The sequence below is a fragment of the Roseomonas sp. OT10 genome (genome assembly GCF_020991085.1).
Lineage (GTDB): Bacteria > Pseudomonadota > Alphaproteobacteria > Acetobacterales > Acetobacteraceae > Roseomonas > Roseomonas cutis.
Genome location: NZ_CP087719.1, coordinates 5,086,900 through 5,106,761 on the forward strand (window position 1 = coordinate 5,086,900; position 19,862 = coordinate 5,106,761).

Sequence of the window (19,862 nt, forward strand, 5' to 3'; positions counted from 1 at the left end):
GGCACCAGCCGGCATGACCCCTTCCATGCTCCCTCGCGCCCCCGGCGCCCAGGGCGGCCTCATCCCCGGACCAGACCATGCCAGAGCATAGCTTCCTCAAGACGGTCTTCGGCCGTCTCACGCTTGAATCCTTCCCCATCCACGAGCCGATCCTGCTCATCACCTTCATCGTCGTGGCGCTGCTGGGCCTCGGCATCGTGGCCGCGCTGACCTGGTTCCGGCTGTGGGGCTACCTCTGGAAGGAGTGGTTCACCAGCGTGGACCACAAGCGCATCGGCATCATGTACGTCATCCTCGGCATCATCATGCTGCTGCGGGGCTTCGCCGACGCGCTGATGATGCGGGCGCAGCAGGCGGTCGCCTTCGGCGCCAACGAAGGCTACCTGCCGTCGCACCACTACGACCAGATCTTCACCGCGCACGGCACGATCATGATCTTCTTCGTCGCCATCCCGCTGGTGGTGGGGATCATCAACTTCGTCATGCCCCTGCAGATCGGCGCGCGGGACGTGGCCTTCCCCTTCCTCAACAACCTGAGCTTCTGGCTGACGGTCTCCGGCGCCGCCCTGGTCATGATGTCCCTGTTCGTGGGCGAGTTCGCGCGCACCGGCTGGCTGTCCTACGCCCCGCTTGCCGGCCTGCAGTACAGCCCCGACACCGGCGTGGACTACTACCTGTGGGCGCTGCAGATCGCCGGCGTGGGGACGACGCTGTCGGCGATCAACATGGTCGCGACCATCATCAAGATGCGCGCCCCGGGCATGACGATGATGAAGATGCCCGTCTTCTGCTGGACCGCGCTGTGCAGCAACGTGCTGGCCGTGGCGATCTTCCCGATCCTGACCGCGGCCTTCTTCCTGCTGATCCTGGACCGCTACATCGGCACCCACTTCTTCACCAACGACATGGGGGGCAACCCCATGATGTACTGGAACCTGGTGTGGATCTGGGGCCACCCGGAGGTCTACGTGCTGGTCCTGCCGGTCTTCGGCATCTACTCGGAGGTGACCTCGACCTTCACGGGCAAGCGGCTGTTCGGCTACTCGTCGATGGTCTACGCGACGGTGGTCATCACCATCCTGTCCTACATCGTCTGGCTGCACCACTTCTTCACCATGGGGTCGGGCGCCAGCGTCAACTCCTTCTTCGGCATCGCCACGATGGTGATCTCCATCCCGACGGGCGCGAAGATCTTCAACTGGCTCTTCACCATGTACCGCGGCCGCATCCGCTACGAGCTGCCGATGATGTGGGTCGTCGCCTTCATGCTGACCTTCGTGGTGGGTGGCATGACGGGCGTGCTGCTGGCGGTGCCGCCGGCGGACTTCGTCCTGCACAACTCGCTCTTCCTCGTGGCGCACTTCCACAACGTCATCATCGGCGGCGTGGTCTTCGGGCTGCTGGCGGGGATCACCTACTGGTTCCCCAAGGCCTTCGGCTTCAAGCTCGACCCGTTCTGGGGCAAGGTGTCCTTCTGGGGCTGGGTCATCGGCTACTGGATCGCCTGGACGCCCATCTACATCGTGGGCCTGATGGGCGTGACCCGCCGGATCAACTACATCGAGGACGTGACGCTCCAGCCCTACTTCGTGGTGGCCGCGGTCGGCGCCCTCATCATCCTGGTCGGCATCCTGGGCACGGTGATGAGCATCGTCATGGGCATCGTGCGGCGCAAGGCGCTGCGCGACGTCACGGGCGATCCCTGGGACGGCCGCACGCTGGAATGGTCCACCTCCTCGCCGCCGCCGCCCTACAACTTCGCCTTCACGCCCGTCGTGCACGAGCTGGACACCTGGTACGACATGAAGGAGCGCGGCTACAGGCATCCGACCGAGGGCTACCGGCCGATCCACATGCCCCGCAACACGGGCGTCGGGGTGTACCTCGCCGTCCTGGCCCTCGCCCTGGGCTTCGGGATGATCTGGTACATGTGGTGGCTGGCCGCGCTGAGCGCCGTCGGCCTGCTGGCGGTCGCGATCGGCCATACCTTCAACTACAACCGCGACTACTTCATCAGCGCCAGCGAGGTGGCGCGGACGGAAGGCCAGCGGGCGCGGCTGACGGCGGCAGGAGCCTGAGACGATGCCGCACGCCACGCACCCCGCCGAGCCGGCGCGCACCTACCACCTGGCCGAGGCGGAGGACCACGACCACGCCGGCGGCAACGGCGCGACGATCCTGGGCTTCTGGATCTACCTGATGAGCGACGCGCTCATCTTCGCCGCGCTCTTCGCGACCTTCGGCGTGCTGAGCACCAGCTTCGCCGGCGGCCCCACGCCGCACGAGATCTTCGAGCTGCCGCTGGTGGCGCTCAACACCGCCTTCCTGCTGATCTCCTCCATCACCTTCGGCTTCGCCATGCTGGAGATGGAGGCGGGCCGGCTGCCCGGGACGCGGCTCTGGCTGGCCGTCACCGCCCTGTTCGGCGCCGCCTTCCTGGGCGTCGAGCTCTATGAGTTCGCCAGCCTGATCGCCGAGGGGGCCACGCCGCAGCGCAGCGCCTTCCTGTCGGCCTTCTTCACGCTGGTGGGCACGCACGGCCTCCACGTCCTGTTCGGGCTGATCTGGATCTCCACCCTGCTGGTCCAGATCGGCCAGCGCGGGCTGGTGCTGGAGAACCAGCGCCGCCTGCTGTGCCTCAGCATGTTCTGGCACTTCCTCGACATCATCTGGATCGGCGTCTTCACCTTCGTCTACCTGTTCGGAGTGCTCCGATGACCGCCCCGACGGCCGCCCATCCGGCCACGCCCGCCCCCCATCTGCACGGCCACGGCGATACGCACGGCCACGGCACGCGACGCGGCTACCTGATCGGCTTCGCCCTGTCGGTCATCCTCACCGCCATCCCGTTCTGGCTGGTGATGGGGCACGTGCTGCAGAACCCCCAGGTGACGGCCCTGCTGATCTTCGCCTGCGCGGTGGTCCAGATCATCGTGCATGTCGTCTACTTCCTGCACCTCAACACGCGCTCGGAAGGCGGTTGGACGCTGCTCGCCTTCGTGTTCACGGCCGTGATCGTGCTGATCACCATCAGCGGGTCGATCTGGATCATGTATCACCTGAACACGAACATGATGCCCATGATGCCCGCGACCGGCGCCCGATAGCGGCCTTGGCGCGCCCGTCCCCGGCGAAGCGCGGCCTTCTGGCGGCGCTCCTCGGCACGGCGACGGTGCTGTTCATCGCCCTGGGGGTCTGGCAGGTCCAGCGCCGCGCCTGGAAGCTGGACCTGATCGCCACGGTGGAGCGCCGCATCCATGCGGAGCCGCGGCCCGCGCCGGGGCCGGCGGAGTGGCCCGGCTTCTCGGCGCCGGCGGAAGCCTATACGCGCGTGCGCGTCGCCGGCACCCTGCTGGACGACCGGGAGACCCTGGTCCAGGCCGTCACGGAGCTGGGTCCGGGCTTCTGGTTGCTGGTGCCGCTGCGCACGGATGACGGCTGGACCGTGCTGGTGAACCGCGGCTTCGTGCCGCCGGACCGGCGCGCCGCCGCCGACCGGCAGGCCCGGCCATCGGCCGGGCGCGTGACCGTCACCGGCCTGCTGCGCCCGTCCGAGCCCGGGGGCGCCTTCCTGCGGAGCAACGACCCGGCCGGCGGCCGCTGGTTCTCCCGCGACGTCGCGGCCATCGCCTCGGCACGGGGGCTGGGCCCGGTCGCGCCCTACTTCATCGACGCGGATGCGGCCGCGAGCCCGGGGGGCTATCCGGTCGGCGGCCTGACGGTGGTCGCCTTCCGGAACAGCCATCTGGTCTATGCGTTGACCTGGTTCGGACTGGCGGCGATGGGCCTGGCGGGGCTCTGGGTCCTGCTGGTGCGCGGGGCGGAGGCCGAAGACGCGTGAAGGACGCTCCGCTCCTCGCCCTGACGCGCCATATCGGCTCCGCGTCGGATGCGATCGCGAACGACAACATGTGGCAGCTCATCCAGCTGCGCTGGCTCGCGGTCGCCGGCCAGTTCATGACCATCATGGCTGTCCGCTTCGGGCTGGGCGTGCCGCTGCCGGTGGGCGTGATGCTCGGGGTCGTGGCGCTGCTCGCCGCGGTCAACCTGGCCAGCTCGAGGATGCTGCGGCGGCGCATCACGAACCTGGAGTTCCTGCTGGCGCTGCTCTTCGACGTCATGGCGCTGACGGCGCAGCTCTATCTCAGCGGCGGCGCCGAGAACCCGTTCATCGCCCTGTACCTGGTCCAGGTCGTGCTGGGCGCCATCCTGCTCCGGGCGGGGCTCGTCTGGATCCTGGTGGCGGTGACGGCGGGGTGCTTCGCCCTCCTGACCTATCGCCACCTGCCGCTGCAGTTCCCGCCGCAGCTGATGGACGAGGTCGCGGACCTCTACACGCTGGGGCGGTGGATGAGCTTCACGCTCGTGGCCGCGCTGCTGGTCCTGTTCATCACCCGCATCAGCCAGAACCTGCACGCGCGTGATGCCTATCTCGCCGACATGCGGCAGCATGCCGCCGAGGAGGACCACATCGTCCGCATGGGGCTGTTCGCCTCCGGGGCGGCGCACGAGCTGGGCACGCCCCTGGCGTCCCTGTCGGTGATCCTGAGCGACTGGCAGCGCATGCCCAAGCTGGCCTCGGACCCGGAGCTGCTCGGCGAACTGCGCGAGATGCAGGCCGAGGTCCGGCGCTGCAAGTCGATCGTGACGGACATCCTGCACTCGGCCGGGGAGCCGCGGAGCGAGATGCTCGGCAGCATCGATGCCGGCCTCTTCATCAGCGAGCTGGCGAAGGCCTGGCGCGCCGCCCACCATGCCATCCCGCTCGAATGCCACGGCCACGGCATCGCGGGGGCCCTGGTGGTGGCCGATCCCGCCTTGCGCCAAGCCGTATGGAACCTGCTGGAGAACGCCGCCGAGGCCTCGGCGGAGCGGGTCCACCTCTCGGCCACGCAGGCCGGCGACATGCTGGTGCTGGCCGTCCGCGACCACGGGCCGGGCTTCCTGCCCGAGATGCTGCAGCATTTCGGCCAGCCCTACAGGTCCAGCAAGGGGGCCGGGCACGGCCTGGGCCTGTTCCTGGTGGTGACGGTCGCAAGACGGCTTGGCGGCCGGGTCGAGGTCGCCAATCTTCCGCAGGGGGGGGCGGAGGTCAGGATCTTCGTTCCCCTTGTCCCCGGGGCATGACATGGAGGCCGAGTTGGACGAGCCGCGCTCGCTTCTCATCGTCGAGGACGACGCCGTCTTCGCCCACGCGCTCCAGCGTTCCTTCCAGCGGCGTGGCTACCAGGTCCGGGTGGTCGGCGGGCCCGAGGAGCTGGACGTGGCCCTGGCCCAGGACGTTCCCGACTTCGCGGTCGTGGACCTGAAGCTGAAGACCGCGTCGGGGCTTCCCTGTGTGCAGGCGCTGCACGCCCGCGACCCGTCCATGCGGATCGTCGTCCTCACCGGCTTCGCCAGCATCGCGACGGCGGTGGAGGCGATCAAGCTCGGCGCCTGCCACTACCTCGCCAAGCCGTCGAACACGGACGACATCGAGGCGGCCTTCGACAAGGCGGCCGGCAATCCGGACGTCTCCGTATCCGGTCGCTCGACGGCGTCCATCAAGACCCTGGAGTGGGAACGGATCAACGAGGTGCTCGTGGAGACCGGCTTCAACATCTCGGAAACCGCCAGGCGCCTCGGCATGCACCGGCGCACCCTGGCCAGGAAGCTGGAGAAGCGCCCGATTGTCTGACCGGGAGGCCGGTCCAGCCCCCTCGTCACCCCGGCGGCGCTACGCCCCGGGCCGATCCCCGCCGGGGGAGCGGCTCCGCGCCCCCCCGCCCGCTCCCGCACGGTCACGAACGCCTCCCGCGTAAGCCCTGCTCCCGGCAGATGAGGGCCCCGGGGGCAGGGCGGGGCCGGCCCGTGGGCCGCGGCGGGCCCGCGGGATGGCCCACCGCGGCGCCGGCCGTCAGGCCGCCAGGAGGTTCGCCGGCACCTCGTACTCCGCCTCGGTCTTGGCGCGGATCTCCTCGGCGGTGACACCGGGGGCGATCTCGACCAGGGTCATGCGGCCGGCCTCCCGGTCGATGGAGAAGACCGCCAGCTCGGTGACCACCAGATCCACCACGCCCTTGCCGGTGAGCGGCAGGTTGCACTGCTTCAGCAGCTTCGGCGCGTCGCCCTTGGCGGTGTGCTCCATCAGCACCACCACCTTCTTCACCCCGGCGACGAGGTCCATCGCGCCGCCCATCCCCTTCACCATCTTGCCGGGGATCATCCAGTTGGCGAGGTCGCCGTTCTGCGCGACCTGGAGGGCGCCCAGGATCGACAGGTCGATATGCCCGCCGCGGATCATCGCGAAGCTGTCGGCGGAGGAGAAGTAGGAGGTGGTGGGCAGTTCCGAGACGGTCTGCTTGCCGGCATTGATCAGGTCCGGGTCCTCCTCGCCCTCGTAGGGGAAGGGGCCGATGCCGAGCATGCCGTTCTCGCTCTGCAGCTGCACCGAGACGCCGTCGGGGATGTGGTTGGCCACCAGCGTCGGGATGCCGATGCCGAGGTTGACGTAGAAGCCGTCTTGCAGCTCGCGGGCCGCGCGGGCGGCCATCTGGTCACGGGTCCAGGGCATGACGGGCGCTCCTCAGGCGGTGGGCAGGGGGTCGGTGCCGGCGGCGGCCGGGGCGGCATCGGCGCGCTTGCGCAGGGTGCGCTGCTCGATCCGCTTCTCGTAGCCGGGCGGCAGCAGCACGATGCGCTTCACGTAGATGCCGGGGGTGTGGATGTGGTCCGGGTCGATCTCGCCCGGCTGCACCAGCTCCTCCACCTGGACGACCGTCACCTTCGCGGCGGTGGCCATCATCGGGTTGAAGTTGCGGGCAGTCTTGCGGAAGACGAGGTTGCCCTCAGTGTCCGCCTTCCAGGCATGGACGATGGCGAGGTCGGCGAAGATGCCGCGCTCCATCACGTAGTCATGCCCGTCGAAGTTCCGCACCTCCTTGCCCTCGGCGACGGCGGTGCCGACGCCGGTGCGGGTGAAGAAGGCGGGGATGCCGGCGCCGCCGGCGCGGATGCGCTCCGCCAGCGTGCCCTGGGGGTTGAACTCGATCTCCAGCTCACCGGCCAGGTACTGCCGGGCGAACTCGGCGTTCTCCCCGACATAGGAGGAGATCATCTTGCGGATCTGGCGGGTCTTCAGCAGCAGGCCCAGCCCCGCATCGTCGATCCCGGCATTGTTCGAGACGACGGTGAGGTCCTTCACGCCGCTCTCGCGGATGGCCTCGATCAGCGCCGCCGGGATGCCGCAGAGGCCGAAGCCGCCGGAATGGATCAGCATCCCATCCCGCAACACGCCCGACAGGGCGCTGCGGGCATCCGTGTAGACCTTGCTGCTCATGGGCGCTCCTGCTCCTCGCTTGAACGTTCTCATAGAGCATCAGAGGCATCCCAGGGAACTCCCGGCCCCGGCACCCCCGGCCGTACCAGCCCTCCCCGCACCGGGCGCCCCCGCACCGGGCGCATGCAGCCGGCGCAAGTTTCTCCGGGCAGGGGTCTTGCGGTGTCCGGCAGGGGGGGGTTATACGCCCGCACCGCCTGGTGCGGGGCCATAGCTCAGTTGGGAGAGCGCCTGAATGGCATTCAGGAGGTCGTCGGTTCGATTCCGATTGGCTCCACCAATTCAACGGGGTGTCCGGTAACGGACGCCCCGTTTGCTTTTGGCCACTGGCATTCCGGCATCACCCACAGAGCCCTCCGGCCCGTTGCGGCAAAGACACCAGGCCAGGCCACCGAAACCAGGAACAAGGGCTTGCCGCGGACGGCGGCGCCAAATCAAGTCGGCTTCGGGCGATGGCAGGCTCATACGGACGGTGTGATGCCCTGATGCGTGCTGGCGTGGGGTGCGCCCGTGGCCCGGGGGCAAGGCTCTGCCTCGCCCCCGATACCCCCACTCCGCCAGGACCCTGCGGGCCCTGGACCCGGTGGGCGCTGCCGCGCGGATGACTGCGACGGGGTCGAGGCGCCGAGGAGCCATGCTCCTCGGCGGGACCGGCCTCCGCACTCGCTGACGCCTTCTGAAGCTTTTTCAGAGTCCCGCCTGTCCGCGCTCTCCCCGGGATCAGCCCGCAGGCTGACGGCAGCCGCGCAGCACCAGCCTCCCAGCGGGGACGGGGGCCTGCTTGCGGCCCCGGCAGGGGAGGGTCTGGGACGGAGATCGACGCACGGCGTCGATGCCGCAGGCCGGTGCCCCCTCCCGGTCCCACGCCCGAACACCACAGCATGACCGGTCAGGTCATCCACCGTTGGGATCAAGCGATGCTGACGACCCGCCAGCCATGTTCCTTCCCGTTCGGCTCCACGATCGTCACATTCTCGCCGGGTCGCAGCCAGGTCCGCACCTGCATGACCGCATGCAAGGGCGCATCATCCGCCCGGTCGGACGGGTGGAAGAAGCGCAGCGCCCAGCCGAGGTCGGGATCGTACTGCACGTCCCCTTCCATCACGCCCTGGCCCGGCCACTGGCGCCGGGCAGGCCAGGGGTTGGTATCCCCGAGCCAGGCCTCGGCCGAAGGCAGGCCCTGCCCATCCAGCACCAGCTCCAGTTCGTAGCGATGCTCCGGGCTTCCCTCCGGAAGGCCGGGACCGCCGCTGGGGGACAGGATGATCCGGGTCATGCGCCTCCTCCTTCACGCCATCCGCCCCCGGGGGGGCGCCCCCGTGCCGCCGGGTGCCGGCGGCACAGCACCGGCGGCACGGGGTCCGCACCTGGTGTCAGATGGCCACCCGGACGCCGAGCTCGACCACCCGATCGCTGGGGATACGGAAAAACTCGGTCGCCGGAACGGAGTTGCGGCTCATCACCCGGAACAGCCACTGCTGCCACGCCGCCATCTTCGGCACCGTGGCCTGCACCAGCGTCTCCCGTCCCAGGAAGTAGCTGGCCTGCATCGGGTTGAAGCCCTCGCCCAGATCCTTCAGCGCCTCCAGGTCGCGCGGGATGTTCGGGCTCTCCAGGAAGCCGTAGCGCAGCAGCACGCGGTAGATGCCCGGGGCCAGCTGGGTCGCCTCGCTGCGCTCGGACACCTGCGGCACGTCCTCGTTCAGCACGGTGACGAAGATGATCCGCTCGTGCAGCACCTTGTTGTGCTTCAGGTTGTGCAGCAGCGCGTTGGGCACGTAGTCCGCCTGGCCGGTCATGAAGACGGCGATGCCCGGCACCCGGATGGTGCGGGACTGCGGCAGCCGCGCCAGGAAGGACTTCAGCGGCAGGCTGTCCTGGCGGAAGCGGCTCATCAGCAGCTCGCGCCCACGCCGCCATGTCACCATCAGCACGAACATCGCCACGCCCAGCACCAGCGGCACCCAGCCGCCATCGGGGATCTTGAGCACGTTGGAGATGAAGAAGGCGAGGTCGAGCAGGAAGAGCGGCACGAAGACGGCCAGCACCAGCGCCAGGGGCCAGCCGAAGCTGCGCCGGAACACCAGGCCGGCGAGGCAGGAGGTGGCGAGGAAGGTGCCCGTCACGGCGATGCCGTAGGCAGCGGCGAGGCTGTCGGAATTGCGGAAGGTCAGGACCAGGATCACCACGCCGATCAGCAGGGCGAAGTTGACCTGGGGCAGGTAGATCTGCCCCTCCTCCGTCTCGCTGGTGTGATGCACCACCAGCCGCGGCAGCAGCCCCATCTGCACGCACTGCCGCGCGATGGAATAGGCGCCGGAGATCATGGCCTGGCTGGCGATGATGGTGGCGAAGGTCGCCAGCACCACGAGTGGCAGCCGCATCCAGCCGGGCGCGAGCAGGTAGAAGGGGTTGTCGAGCGCAGCGATGTCGCTCAGCACCAGCGCCCCCTGGCCCAGGTAGTTCAGCAGCAGGCAGGGCAGGACGAAGGTCATCCAGGCGAGCTGGATGGGACGCTTCCCGAAATGACCCATGTCGGCATAGAGCGCCTCGGCCCCGGTGATCGCCAGCACGACCGAGCCGAGCGCGATGAAGGCCGCCAGCCTGTAGGTGATGCAGAAGCGGATGGCATGGTGCGGCGACAGCGCCGCCAGCACCCCCGGCTCGCGCAGGATCTCCACCAGCCCCAGCAGGCCGATGGCGGCGAACCACAGCACGGTGACGGGGCCGAAGATCCGGCCGACCGCCCCGGTGCCGCGGTACTGCACCAGGAAGAGCGCGACCAGGATGGCCAGGGAGAGAGGGGTCACCGCCTGGTCGAAGACCGGCGAGATCAGCTTCAGCCCCTCGACCGCCGAGAGGACGGAGATGGCCGGGGTGATGATGCCGTCGCCGAAGAACAGGCAGGCGCCGGCGATGCCGACCATGACGACGAGGTTGCGTCCCCGCGGCGTGGCGGTGACACGATGGGCCAGCGCCATCAGCGCCAGGATGCCGCCCTCGCCGCGATTGTCGGCGCGCAGCACGAGGAGGACGTATTTCCCCGTGACGACGATGAAGAGCGACCAGACGATCAGGCTGAGGACGCCAAGCACCTCCCAGCGCTCCAGCCCATCCGAGGCGAAGTGCAGCAGGGCGGCACGGAGCGCGTAGAGGGGGCTGGTGCCGATGTCGCCATAGACGACCCCCAGGACGGCGAGGAGCAGCGGCAGGGTGAGGGGGCGTCCCCTGCTGTGCGACATGTCTGAGGTCACGGGCCGGGACGCATTGCGTTACGCCACAGGCATAGGCTGGGCCGAGAGGCGGACGCAAGGGGCAGCCCGTTCAACCTCCGGACAGCCGGGACAGGACGGCAAGGGCCGGCCGCCTCGTCCCGTCGCCCGGACCCCGGGTGCGCCGGAGCAGGGCAGGAAAGGGATGCCGTCCCCCCAGGCGGGCGGAGCGGACCGCCCGTATCATACGGTGGCGGGATGAGGTGACCTGTCGGGCTGTGGTGTTCCGGCGTCGGACCGGGAGGCGAGGCCGGCCCGTGGCATCGACGCCGTGCGTCGATCCCCGTCCCGGACCCTCCCCTGCCGGGGCCACAAGCGGGCCCCGGTCCCCGCTGGGAGTCTGGTGCGGTGCGGCTGTAGTCAGCCCGTGGGCTGAACCCTGACGGCGCGCGGACAGGCGGGACTCTGGAAAAGCGTCAAAGGCGTCAGCGAGTAAGGAGACTGTACCCGCCGAGGGGCCATGCTCCTCGGCGCCGTGACCCCGTCGCAGTCATCCGCGCGGCAGCGCTGATCGGGTCCAGGGCCCGCAGGGTCCTGGCGGAGTGGGGGTATCGGGGGCGAGGCGGAGCCTTGTCCCCGGGCCACGGGCGCACCCCGCGCCGCCATGGGTCAGCGCCTCCCGCCGTCCCTTGTCAGTGGCCGCGCAGGATCTGCGAGAGGAACATCTTCAGGCGGTCGGTCTTGGGGTCGTTGAAGACCTGGTCCGGCGTGCCCGACTCGACGATCTCGCCGCGGTCCATGAACACCACCCGGTCGGCCACGGTGCGGGCGAAGCCCATCTCGTGGGTGACGCAGATCATGGTCATGCCCGTCTCGGCCAGGCCGATCATGGTGTCGAGCACCTCCTTGATCATCTCCGGGTCGAGTGCCGAGGTCGGCTCGTCGAACAGCATGATCTTGGGCTTCATGCACAGGGCGCGGGCGATGGCGACCCGCTGCTGCTGCCCGCCGGAGAGCTGGCCGGGGTACTTGTTCGCCTGCTCGGGGATCTTCACCCGGCGCAGGTAGTCCATGGCCAGTTCCTCGGCCTCCGCCTTGGGCATCTTGCGCACCCAGATCGGGGCCAGGGTGCAGTTCTGCAGGATGGTCAGGTGCGGGAACAGGTTGAAGGACTGGAACACCATCCCGACCTCGCGCCGGATCGCGTCCAGGCTGCGCAGGTCGTCCGACAGCTCGATGCCGTCCACGACGATCCGGCCCTGCTGGTGCTGCTCCAGCCGGTTGATGCAGCGGATCATGGTGGACTTGCCCGAGCCCGAGGGGCCGCAGACCACCACCCGCTCGCCGGCCGCGACGGCCAGGTTCACGTCGCGCAGCACGTGCATGGCGCCGTACCACTTGTTGACGTTCTCCAGCAGGATCGCCGGCGGGGCATCGGCCTTGATGGCCGAGGCGATGGAGCCTTCGTCGAGCGCGGCGCTCATGGGCGGAACTCCTCCGTTCGGAAGCGGATCGGGCACGTGGCCCGGAGGGGGCGGGCCGCCGGGGCCCGGAAGGGATCGCCGCCCGGGAAGCGCGGCTTCCCGGGCGGCGGGCGAGGGGACGCCTGCGGCTCAGCGCCGGCGGTGGCGGTTCAGCTCCGCCTCCAGGTTCTGGCTGTAGCGCGACATGGCGAAGCAGAACAGGAAGTAGATCACGCCGACGAAGACGTACACCTCCACCCCGAAGCCCTGCCAGGCTGGCTCGACGATCGCCGTCTTGCCGGCGGTCAGCAGGTCGAAGATGCCGATGATCAGCACCAGCGAGGTGTCCTTGAAGAAGCCGATGAAGGTGTTCACCAGCGGCGGGATGACGAGGCGCAGCGCCTGCGGCAGCACGATGAAGCCCGTCTTCTTCCAGTAGGACAGGCCCAGCGCGTCCGCCGCCTCGTACTGGCCCTTGGGCAGGGCCTGGAGCCCGCCGCGCACCACCTCGGCCAGGTAGGCGCCGGCGAAGAGGATGATGGCGACCTGGGCGCGCAGCAGCTTGTCGACGTTCATCCCCTCCGGCAGGAAGAGCGGGAACATCACGGATGCCATGAACAGCAGCGAGATCAGCGGCACGCCGCGGATCAGCTCGACATAGACGACGCAGAGCAGCCGGATCGCCGGCATGCTGGAGCGCTTGCCCAGCGCCACCAGGATGGCGAGCGGGAAGGCGAAGGCGAGGCCGAAGGTGGAGAGGATCAGGGTGATCGGCAGGCCGCCCCAGCGCTCCTGCGGGACATAGGACAGGCCGAGCACGCCGCCCCACATCAGGATGCCGATGACGGTCAGCGTCACCAGCCACACCACCGCCAGCTCCCACCGCCAGAAGCGGCGCATGGCGGAGACGATGTAGAGCCCGATGAACAGCAGGCAGACCACCGCCGGCCGCCAGTGCTCCTCGAAGGGATAGGTGCCGAACAGGATGAAGCGGTGCTTCTCCGTGATGACGGCCCAGCAGGCGCCCACGCCCTTGAGGTCGCGGCAGGCCTGGGTCTGGTTGCTGGGCACCGACCAGATGGCGTTGACGAAGGCCCAGTCGATGAAGCCGATCGTCCAGCGCACGATCAGGTAGGCCAGCAGCAGCGTGACCGCCGTGTTGATCCAGGAGGAGAAGAGGTTCGCCCGCACCCAGGCCACGGGTCCCACGGCCAGGGCGGGCGGGTTGCGCGGAGCGGCCTCCGGAACCGCCGCCGCGGCGGTGTTGAGGGTGACGTCGCTCATGACCCGGCCCTCCTCAGCGCTCGATGAGCGCGATGCGCGTGTTGTACCAGTTCATGAAGAGGCTGATGCTCAGGCTGATGGTCAGGTAGACCAGCATGATGATGGCGATGCCCTCGATCGCCTGGCCCGTCTGGTTCAGCGTCGTGTTGGCGATCGAGACGATGTCCTGGTAGCCGATGGCGACGGCCAGCGAGGAGTTCTTCGTCAGGTTCAGGTACTGGCTGGTCATCGGCGGGATGATGACGCGCAGCGCCTGCGGCAGCACGATCAGCCGGAGCGTCGCGCCGGGCCGCAGCCCCAGCGCCTGCGCCGCCTCCCACTGCCCCTGCGAGACGGAGAGGATGCCGGCGCGCACGATCTCGGCGATGAAGGCGGCCGTGTACATCACGAGGCCGATCAGCAGCGCGAAGAACTCCGGGCTGACGGTGATGCCGCCCTGGAAGTTGAAGCCGCGCAGGGCGGGCCAGCTCACCGTCCAGGGCGCGCCGGTCAGGGCCCAGACGGCGACCGGCAGGCCGACCAGGAAGGCCAGCGCGAAGGGCCATACCCGGCGGGGCTGGCCGTCCGCTATCTGCTTGGCGCGGGCGCTGCGGGCATAGGCCCAGGTCGCGACGGCGCCGACGACGAAGGCGAGCAGGGCGAAGGTGTGGGAATCCTGCCATTCGATCCAGGGCAGCTTCAGCCCGCGGTTGGACAGGAAGATGCCGCCGCCGGGGTTCAGCGCCTGGCGCGGCCCGGGCAGGGACTGGAGGATCGTGTACCAGAACAGCAGCTGCAGCAGCAGCGGCAGGTCGCGCACCAGCTCGACATAGGCGCCCGCGACGCGGGAGAGCAGCCAGTTCTTCGACAGCTTGGCGATGCCGATCAGCGTGCCCAGGACGGTGGCGAGGACGATGCCGATGACGGCGACCTTGAGCGTGTTCAGCACGCCCACGGTGAGGGCGCGGAAATAGGTGCTGGTGGGCGAGTATTCGATCAGGTGCTCGCCGATCGGCAGCCCCGCCTCGCGCCACAGGAAGCCGAAGCCCGTGGCGATGCGCCGGACCTCGAGGTTGTGGGCGGTGTTGCGGGCCAGCCACCAGACCAGGGCGACCACCAGCCCGACGATCAGCACCTGCCAGACGATCGAGCGGAGGCGCTCGTCCCGCCAGCTCAGTCGCAGCGGCCTTTTCGGCGGCGGGCGGAGGAGGCGCGGGTCGATGGTGGTCTGCGACATCGTGTTGGCCTGTTCTCCTTGCCCATGCCGGGCCGGGTGGCAAAGGTGGGACGGGCCGGGGGATCAGCCCCGGCCCGTCCCGTCCCGCGTCAGCGCAGCGGCGGCGCGTATTGCAGGCCGCCCTTGGTCCACTGCGCGTTCGGGCCGCGCTGGATGCCGATCGGGGTCAGGTGGCGCTCGAACACCTCGGCGTAGTTGCCGACCTGCTTGATGACGTTCACCGCCCAGTTCGGCTGCAGCGTCACCATCTGGCCCAGGTCGCCGGTCTTGCCGACCAGGCGCTGCACGTCCGGCCGCGGGTCGTTCGCCATGCGGTCGATGTTCTTGCTGTCGATCCCCAGCTCCTCCGCCGTCAGCATGGCGTAGTGGACCCAGTGGACGATGTCCCCGAAGCGCTGGTCGCCGTGGCGGTAGGCCGGGCCCAGCGGCTCCTTGCTGATGACCTCGGGCAGGATCACGTGGTCAGCCGGCGTCGGCTGCGCCGAGCGGGTGGCGGCGAGGCCGGAGACGTCGGTGGTGTAGGCGTCGCAGCGGCCGGCGACATAGGCGCTGACCAGCTCCTCCAGCCGCTCGATCACCACCGGGGTGAACTGCACGTTGTTGGAGCGCGCCCAGTCCGTCAGGTTCTGCTCGGTCGTGGTGCCGGGCTGGACGCAGATGGTGGCGCCGTTCAGCTCCTTGGCGCTGTTCACGCCCAGGGCCTTCTTCACCATGAAGCCCTGGCCGTCGAAGAAGGTGATGGCGCCGAAGTCGAAGCCCAGGCTGGTGTCGCGCGACATGGTCCAGGTGGTGTTGCGCGACAGCAGGTCGACCTCGCCCGACTGCAGCGCGGTGAAGCGGTTCTGCGCCGTGGTGGGCACGTAGCGGACCTTGCTGGCGTCGCCCAGGATGGCGGCGGCGACGGCGCGGCAGAAATCCACGTCGAAGCCCTTCCAGGCCCCCTGGCTGTCCGGCTGGGCGAAGCCGGCGAGGCCCGTGTTCACGCCGCAGATCAGCGTGCCGCGCGCGCGGATGGCATCCAGTGTCGCCGCCGGGCCCTGGGCTGCCGGCTGCTGGGCCTGGGCGCCGCCGAGGCCGGCACCCAGGGCGAGGGCCCCGACCGCTCCCAGAAAGGCTAGACGCAATGGCCGCATGAACAATCTCCCCAAACCGAGCAGGTTCCGCTGCGAATCCAGCGCAGCGGTTCGGGGCCTGAACGGAGACCGCGCCTCGCGGTGTCCACGCCCCTCGATTCTCCCGTTACCGCGACCGCATGACCAGCGCAATTCGCGCGCTCTTCCCCTGCGTCGGGGAGAGTCATCCGCGCGCCCCACGCAAGCCTTGTGCCAGGGGCGGCCGGCGGCCCTGGCGCGCCGCCCGCCCGGCGGCGACACTGCCGCACCGGCCGCGGACGGCGCGGCACGGCCGGGGCGGGGAGGGGTGATGCGGATCCTGGATGCGGCGGAGGTGCGGGCCCGCCTGCCCTGGCCGGCGCTGATCGGCGCGCTGGAGGCCATGTTCCGCCAGGGCTGCGAGGCGCCGCTGCGCCACCACCACGGGCTGGGCCCCTCCGGCGCGGGGCAGGCCTCGCTGCTGCTGATGCCCGCCTGGCAGGCAGGTGGCTTCACCGGGGTCAAGCTGGTGCATGTCGTTCCAGCCAACGCAACCGCGGGCCTGCCGGCGGTGCACGCCGTCTACCTGCTGTCGGAGGCCGCGACCGGCCGGCCGCTGGCCGTCCTCGACGGCGGCGAGTTGACGGACCGGCGCACGGCGGCGACCAGCGTGCTGGCCGCCCGCCACCTCGCCCGCCCGGACAGCCGGCGCCTGCTGTTGCTGGGCAGCGGCCGCATCGCCCATGCCCTGGCCGGCTGCTACCGCAGCGCCTTCCCGATCGAGGAGATCGCCGTCTGGTCGCGCCGGCCGGAGAGCGCGGCGCGGCTGGTCGCGGCGCTGGCGGCGGAAGGGCACCCGGCCCGCGCCGCCGCCACGCCCGACCCCGCCGGGGCGGACATCGTGGCCGCCGCCACGCTGTCGGCCGAGCCGCTGGTGCGCGGGGCGGCGGTGGGGCCGGGGACGCATGTGGACCTGGTCGGCGCCTTCCGCCCGGACATGCGGGAAAGCGACGGGGCGCTGCTGGCCCGGGCGCGGCTGGTGGTGGACACCCATGCCGGGGCGCTGGCGGAGGCGGGGGACATCCGGCAGGCCATGGCGGAGGGGGCCATCGGGCGCGGGGACGTGGCGGCGGAGCTGGCGGAGCTGTGCCGGGGGGAGAAGCCGGGGCGGGAGGACGCGCGGCAGGTGACGGTGTTCAAGTCGGTGGGCTGGGCGGGTGAGGATCTGGCGGCGGCGGCGCTGGCCTATGGGGCGGCCGCCGAAGCACCCTGACCGCCGCTCCGCGCCCCGGCCGGTCCGCGATCAGGCCGGGGGCGCGCGTCGCGGGTGGGCCTGGGTGCCGCCACGGGCCTCTGGCCCCGGACGGATGCGGCCCCACCCCGCAAGGATGAGATGCCATTCCTGCTCCCGCCGATTGCCGGTCTGGTCAGGCCATTTCATCATGCAGAACCAAGACGCGGGGGAGAGGCGGCATGATCGTGGAACACGGCCCGGATGAGGACCGGGCCACCGGCTCGCCCGTGGCGGACACCCTCTCCGGCGGCGGAGGCTCGGACATCCTGGGCGGGGAGGGGGGCGACGACCTCCTCTACGGCTTCGGCGCCGCCGACCTCGCCCCGGATTCGGGCGTCATCGACGTCCACCGCCTGGCGCTCAACTTCGCCAGCCCCGTCTACGCCGCCTCCCCGCCCGGCCAGCCAGACCTTCTCTACATCGTCGAGCAGCACACCGGCCGGATCGTCATCCTCGACACCGCCACGGAAGCCAGGCTGGCGACGCCCTTCCTGGACCTGCCGGATGCCGGCCTCGCGGCCGGCGGGGAGCAGGGCCTGCTCGGCCTCGCCTTCGACCCCGGCTATGCCGCCAACGGCAGGTTCTACGTCTACCTGACGAACGCGGCCGGCGCGGTGGAGATCCGCGAATACACCCGCTCCGCGGCGAACCCCGCCCAGGCCGATCCCGCCTCCGCGCGCCTCATCCTCACCTTCGATCACCCGGGCAGCCAGCATTACGGCGGCTGGATGGATTTCGGCCCGGATGGCCACCTCTACATCGCCACCGGCGATGGCGGCTTCCCGGGGCGCGTCGAGGACACCTCGCAGGACCCGGACTCGCTGCTCGGCAAGATGCTGCGGATCGACCCGCGCTCGGACGGCTTCCCCGAGGATGCGGGCCGCAACTACGCCATCCCCGAGGGCAATGCCTTCCCCTCCGGCGACGGGGCGCCGGAGGTATGGGCGCTCGGCCTGCGCAACCCCTGGCGCAACAGCTTCGACACGCGGACGGGCGACCTCTACATCGCCGATGTGGGCGAGGACAGGATCGAGGAGATCAACCATGTCCCGGCCGGCAGCGCCGGCGGCCTGAACTTCGGATGGAGGGTCAAGGAAGGCTCGATCGGCCCGGACGACCCGGCCTATACGGACCCGACCCTGGAGTACCAGCACGGCACGGGCCCGCTCAACGGCGCCTCGGTCACCGGCGGCCACGTGTATCATGGGCCCGGCGGCGCCCAGGGCCTCTACCTCTTCGCCGACTTCTCGGCCAACCATCTCTGGGCCACCCGCATCGTCGACGGCGCGCCGCAGTTCTTCCGCAACCTGGACCAGGACCTGCGCATCGACGCGGGGCGGTTCAGCTCCATCGTCTCCTTCGCCCAGAGCGGCGATGGCGGGCTCTACGCCATGGGCGTCGACGGCAAGTTCCTGCGCCTGCGCTTCTCGGAGGCCGCGGGCGACGGGAACGACACCCTCGACGGCGGAGCCGGGAACGACCGGCTGTACGGCGGCAGCGGCGACGACAGCCTTCTGGGCGGCACCGGGGACGACCAGCTGGCGGGCGGCCTGGGGAACGACGCGCTGGACGGCGGCGCGGGGAACGACACGGCCCGCTTCTCCGGCACCCTCGCCCAGCACGCGGTCCGGTACGACGCGGCCAGCGGCCGCCTCGTCGTCTCGGACAGCCGCGCCGGGCCCCATGACGGCACCGATAGCCTGGCGGGGATCGAGCGCCTCGCCTTCGACGACCAGACGGTGGATGCGTCGAGCTACCTGCCGACGACCTTCTCGATCGCCGCCCTCTCCGCCGCCCGGGCGGAAGGGAATGGCGGCAGTTCCCCCTTCACCTTCGTGGTGACCCGCCAGGGCGCGACCGACGCCGCGGCGACCGTGCGCTTCGGCATGACCGGCGGCACGGCGGACGGGGCTGATTTCGCCGGCGGTGTCCTCCCCTCCGGCACGGTCGCCTTCGCCGCCGGCCAGGACACCGTCCTGGTCACGGTCGCCGTGGCGGGAGATGGGGAGGTCGAGGGCGACGAGACCTTCACGCTCGCCCTGTCCGCGCCCAGCACCGGCAGCATCGACCCGCTGCGCGCGACGGCCGGTGGCACGATCCGCAACGACGACGCCGCGGCGGGCGCCTATGTGCGGGGCACCGCCGGCGCCGACCTGCTGGACTACGCGGGCTCGGCCGGCCGGGTGCAGATCGCCGGGCTGGAAGGCAACGACACCCTGCGCGGCGGCAGCGGAAGCGACGCGTTCAACGGCGCCGTGGGGGACGACGTCATCGCCGGCGGTGCGGGCAACGACGCCATCACGGGCGGCCTCGGCGCCGACCGCGTCAGCGGTGGGGCGGGGAGCGACACCTTCAACATCGGCCGGGGTGACATCGCCGCGACGGGCGCGACGGACCTGATCGTCGACTTCCAGGGCGCGGGCGCGGCGGGGGGCGACGTGATCCGCTTCACCGGCTTCGCCGCGGGCTCGACCCTGGCGCTCGTCGGAACCTCCGGCAATGCGCTGGTCTACGAGGTGCAGGACCTGGCCGGCCTGTCCGAGGGACGGCTGCTGGTGAGCGCCAGCGGCGTGCCGGGTCCCGCGCTCGCCGCGGGCGACTACGTCTTCGCCTGATCCCCAGGAGGAGGCCGGCCCGCCGCATCCCCTCGTCCCGGCGTCGGACCGGGAGGGGACGCCGTCCCCTCCCAGACCCTCCCCTGCCGGGGCCACAAGCGGGCCCCGGACCCCGCTGGGAGTTTGGCGCTTCGTGGCTGCCGTCTGCCGTGGGCTGAACCCTGACGGGGCGCGGACAGGCGGAACTCCAGAATAGCTTTGAAGGCGTCAGCGAGTGCTGCGGCCGGTCCCGCCGAGGAGCATGGCTCCTCGGCGCCTCGACCCCGTATCAGGCTGTCCCGCGGCAGCGCCAAATGGGTCCAGGGCCCGCAGGGTCCTGGCGGAGTGGGGGTATCGGGGGCGAGGCGGAGCCTTGCCCCCGGGCCACGG

At 70.4% G+C, this 19,862-nt stretch carries 16 protein-coding genes and 1 tRNA gene; 9 read left to right on the top strand and 8 right to left on the bottom strand.

The window, feature by feature from the left end:
- Positions 1–77: 77 nt before the first annotated feature.
- From cyoB to LPC08_RS23160, 6 genes are read left to right on the top strand one after another with little or no spacing between them, the layout of a single operon-like run.
- Positions 78–2,078 carry a cytochrome o ubiquinol oxidase subunit I gene (gene cyoB / locus LPC08_RS23135; protein WP_230450575.1) on the top strand — a complete coding sequence of 667 codons (2,001 nt, stop codon included), beginning with the start codon at positions 78–80 and terminating at the stop codon, positions 2,076–2,078.
- 4 nt (positions 2,079–2,082) lie between these two features.
- Entirely contained in the window at positions 2,083–2,718 is a 636-nt protein-coding gene (gene cyoC / locus LPC08_RS23140; RefSeq protein ID WP_230450576.1) for a cytochrome o ubiquinol oxidase subunit III, read from the top strand.
- The gene (gene cyoD / locus LPC08_RS23145; RefSeq protein WP_230450577.1) at positions 2,715–3,107 is read left to right on the top strand and encodes a cytochrome o ubiquinol oxidase subunit IV; all 393 of its coding nucleotides are present in this window, start codon (positions 2,715–2,717) and stop codon (positions 3,105–3,107) included. The genes cyoC and cyoD overlap by 4 nt, the downstream gene beginning before the upstream one ends.
- Before the next feature lie 5 nt (positions 3,108–3,112).
- The gene (locus LPC08_RS23150; RefSeq protein WP_230450578.1) at positions 3,113–3,841 is read left to right on the top strand and encodes an SURF1 family protein; all 729 of its coding nucleotides are present in this window, start codon (positions 3,113–3,115) and stop codon (positions 3,839–3,841) included.
- Positions 3,838–5,127 carry an ATP-binding protein gene (locus LPC08_RS23155; RefSeq protein WP_230450579.1) on the top strand — a complete coding sequence of 430 codons (1,290 nt, stop codon included), beginning with the start codon at positions 3,838–3,840 and terminating at the stop codon, positions 5,125–5,127. The genes LPC08_RS23150 and LPC08_RS23155 overlap by 4 nt, the downstream gene beginning before the upstream one ends.
- Positions 5,111–5,677, top strand: a complete 567-nt coding sequence (locus tag LPC08_RS23160; protein WP_370643268.1) for a response regulator transcription factor — start codon at positions 5,111–5,113, stop codon at positions 5,675–5,677. Before LPC08_RS23155 ends, LPC08_RS23160 begins: the two co-directional genes overlap by 17 nt.
- A gap of 219 nt (positions 5,678–5,896) precedes the next feature.
- On the opposite strand, the gene LPC08_RS23165 is transcribed toward LPC08_RS23160, so the two are convergent.
- Positions 5,897–6,553: a CoA transferase subunit B gene (locus LPC08_RS23165; RefSeq protein ID WP_230450580.1), complete on the bottom strand. Its 657-nt coding sequence runs from the start codon at positions 6,551–6,553 to the stop codon at positions 5,897–5,899.
- Positions 6,554–6,565: 12 nt separating this feature from the next.
- Positions 6,566–7,318 (bottom strand): CoA transferase subunit A, encoded by a 753-nt coding sequence (locus LPC08_RS23170; RefSeq protein WP_230450581.1) that lies wholly within the window; start codon positions 7,316–7,318, stop codon positions 6,566–6,568.
- A 204-nt stretch (positions 7,319–7,522) separates the two neighbouring features.
- Here LPC08_RS23170 and LPC08_RS23175 point away from each other — a divergent pair.
- A tRNA-Ala gene (locus tag LPC08_RS23175) sits at positions 7,523–7,598 on the top strand.
- A gap of 630 nt (positions 7,599–8,228) precedes the next feature.
- On the opposite strand, the gene LPC08_RS23180 is transcribed toward LPC08_RS23175, so the two are convergent.
- The 6 genes from LPC08_RS23180 to LPC08_RS23205 form a co-directional block, all read right to left on the bottom strand.
- Positions 8,229–8,594 carry a hypothetical protein gene (locus tag LPC08_RS23180; RefSeq protein ID WP_230450582.1) on the bottom strand — a complete coding sequence of 122 codons (366 nt, stop codon included), beginning with the start codon at positions 8,592–8,594 and terminating at the stop codon, positions 8,229–8,231.
- Between the two features lie 97 nt (positions 8,595–8,691).
- Positions 8,692–10,560, bottom strand: a complete 1,869-nt coding sequence (locus LPC08_RS23185) for a potassium transporter Kup (protein WP_230450583.1) — start codon at positions 10,558–10,560, stop codon at positions 8,692–8,694.
- Between the two features lie 662 nt (positions 10,561–11,222).
- The gene (locus LPC08_RS23190; protein ID WP_304622046.1) at positions 11,223–12,014 is read right to left on the bottom strand and encodes an amino acid ABC transporter ATP-binding protein; all 792 of its coding nucleotides are present in this window, start codon (positions 12,012–12,014) and stop codon (positions 11,223–11,225) included.
- 129 nt (positions 12,015–12,143) lie between these two features.
- Positions 12,144–13,277, bottom strand: a complete 1,134-nt coding sequence (locus LPC08_RS23195; protein WP_230450584.1) for an amino acid ABC transporter permease — start codon at positions 13,275–13,277, stop codon at positions 12,144–12,146.
- A 13-nt stretch (positions 13,278–13,290) separates the two neighbouring features.
- Positions 13,291–14,493 carry an amino acid ABC transporter permease gene (locus LPC08_RS23200; RefSeq protein WP_230450585.1) on the bottom strand — a complete coding sequence of 401 codons (1,203 nt, stop codon included), beginning with the start codon at positions 14,491–14,493 and terminating at the stop codon, positions 13,291–13,293.
- Positions 14,494–14,582: 89 nt separating this feature from the next.
- Positions 14,583–15,626, bottom strand: a complete 1,044-nt coding sequence (locus LPC08_RS23205) for an amino acid ABC transporter substrate-binding protein (RefSeq protein ID WP_230450586.1) — start codon at positions 15,624–15,626, stop codon at positions 14,583–14,585.
- Positions 15,627–15,915: 289 nt separating this feature from the next.
- On the opposite strand from LPC08_RS23205, the gene lhpI reads away from it, so the two are divergent.
- Together lhpI and LPC08_RS26255 are read left to right on the top strand one after the other, a co-directional pair.
- Complete coding sequence (gene lhpI / locus LPC08_RS23210; protein ID WP_230450587.1) at positions 15,916–16,857, top strand: bifunctional Delta(1)-pyrroline-2-carboxylate/Delta(1)-piperideine-2-carboxylate reductase; 942 nt, start codon at positions 15,916–15,918, stop codon at positions 16,855–16,857.
- A 200-nt stretch (positions 16,858–17,057) separates the two neighbouring features.
- Positions 17,058–19,493: a PQQ-dependent sugar dehydrogenase gene (locus tag LPC08_RS26255; RefSeq protein ID WP_304622047.1), complete on the top strand. Its 2,436-nt coding sequence runs from the start codon at positions 17,058–17,060 to the stop codon at positions 19,491–19,493.
- The last annotated feature ends 369 nt before the right edge of the window (positions 19,494–19,862 follow it).

Excerpts from the sequence above, each read along its gene's own strand:
- cyoB (WP_230450575.1), top strand. The coding sequence starts at position 78 with ATGCCAGAGCATAGCTTCCTCAAGACGGTCTTCGGCCGTCTCACGCTT.
- cyoC (WP_230450576.1), top strand. The coding sequence starts at position 2,083 with ATGCCGCACGCCACGCACCCCGCCGAGCCGGCGCGCACCTACCACCTG.
- cyoD (WP_230450577.1), top strand. The coding sequence starts at position 2,715 with ATGACCGCCCCGACGGCCGCCCATCCGGCCACGCCCGCCCCCCATCTG.
- LPC08_RS23165 (WP_230450580.1), bottom strand. The coding sequence starts at position 6,553 with ATGCCCTGGACCCGTGACCAGATGGCCGCCCGCGCGGCCCGCGAGCTG.
- LPC08_RS23170 (WP_230450581.1), bottom strand. The coding sequence starts at position 7,318 with ATGAGCAGCAAGGTCTACACGGATGCCCGCAGCGCCCTGTCGGGCGTG.
- LPC08_RS23180 (WP_230450582.1), bottom strand. The coding sequence starts at position 8,594 with ATGACCCGGATCATCCTGTCCCCCAGCGGCGGTCCCGGCCTTCCGGAG.
- LPC08_RS23185 (WP_230450583.1), bottom strand. The coding sequence starts at position 10,560 with ATGTCGCACAGCAGGGGACGCCCCCTCACCCTGCCGCTGCTCCTCGCC.
- LPC08_RS23190 (WP_304622046.1), bottom strand. The coding sequence starts at position 12,014 with ATGAGCGCCGCGCTCGACGAAGGCTCCATCGCCTCGGCCATCAAGGCC.
- LPC08_RS23195 (WP_230450584.1), bottom strand. The coding sequence starts at position 13,277 with ATGAGCGACGTCACCCTCAACACCGCCGCGGCGGCGGTTCCGGAGGCC.
- LPC08_RS23200 (WP_230450585.1), bottom strand. The coding sequence starts at position 14,493 with ATGTCGCAGACCACCATCGACCCGCGCCTCCTCCGCCCGCCGCCGAAA.
- LPC08_RS23205 (WP_230450586.1), bottom strand. The coding sequence starts at position 15,626 with ATGCGGCCATTGCGTCTAGCCTTTCTGGGAGCGGTCGGGGCCCTCGCC.
- lhpI (WP_230450587.1), top strand. The coding sequence starts at position 15,916 with ATGCGGATCCTGGATGCGGCGGAGGTGCGGGCCCGCCTGCCCTGGCCG.
- LPC08_RS26255 (WP_304622047.1), top strand. The coding sequence starts at position 17,058 with ATGATCGTGGAACACGGCCCGGATGAGGACCGGGCCACCGGCTCGCCC.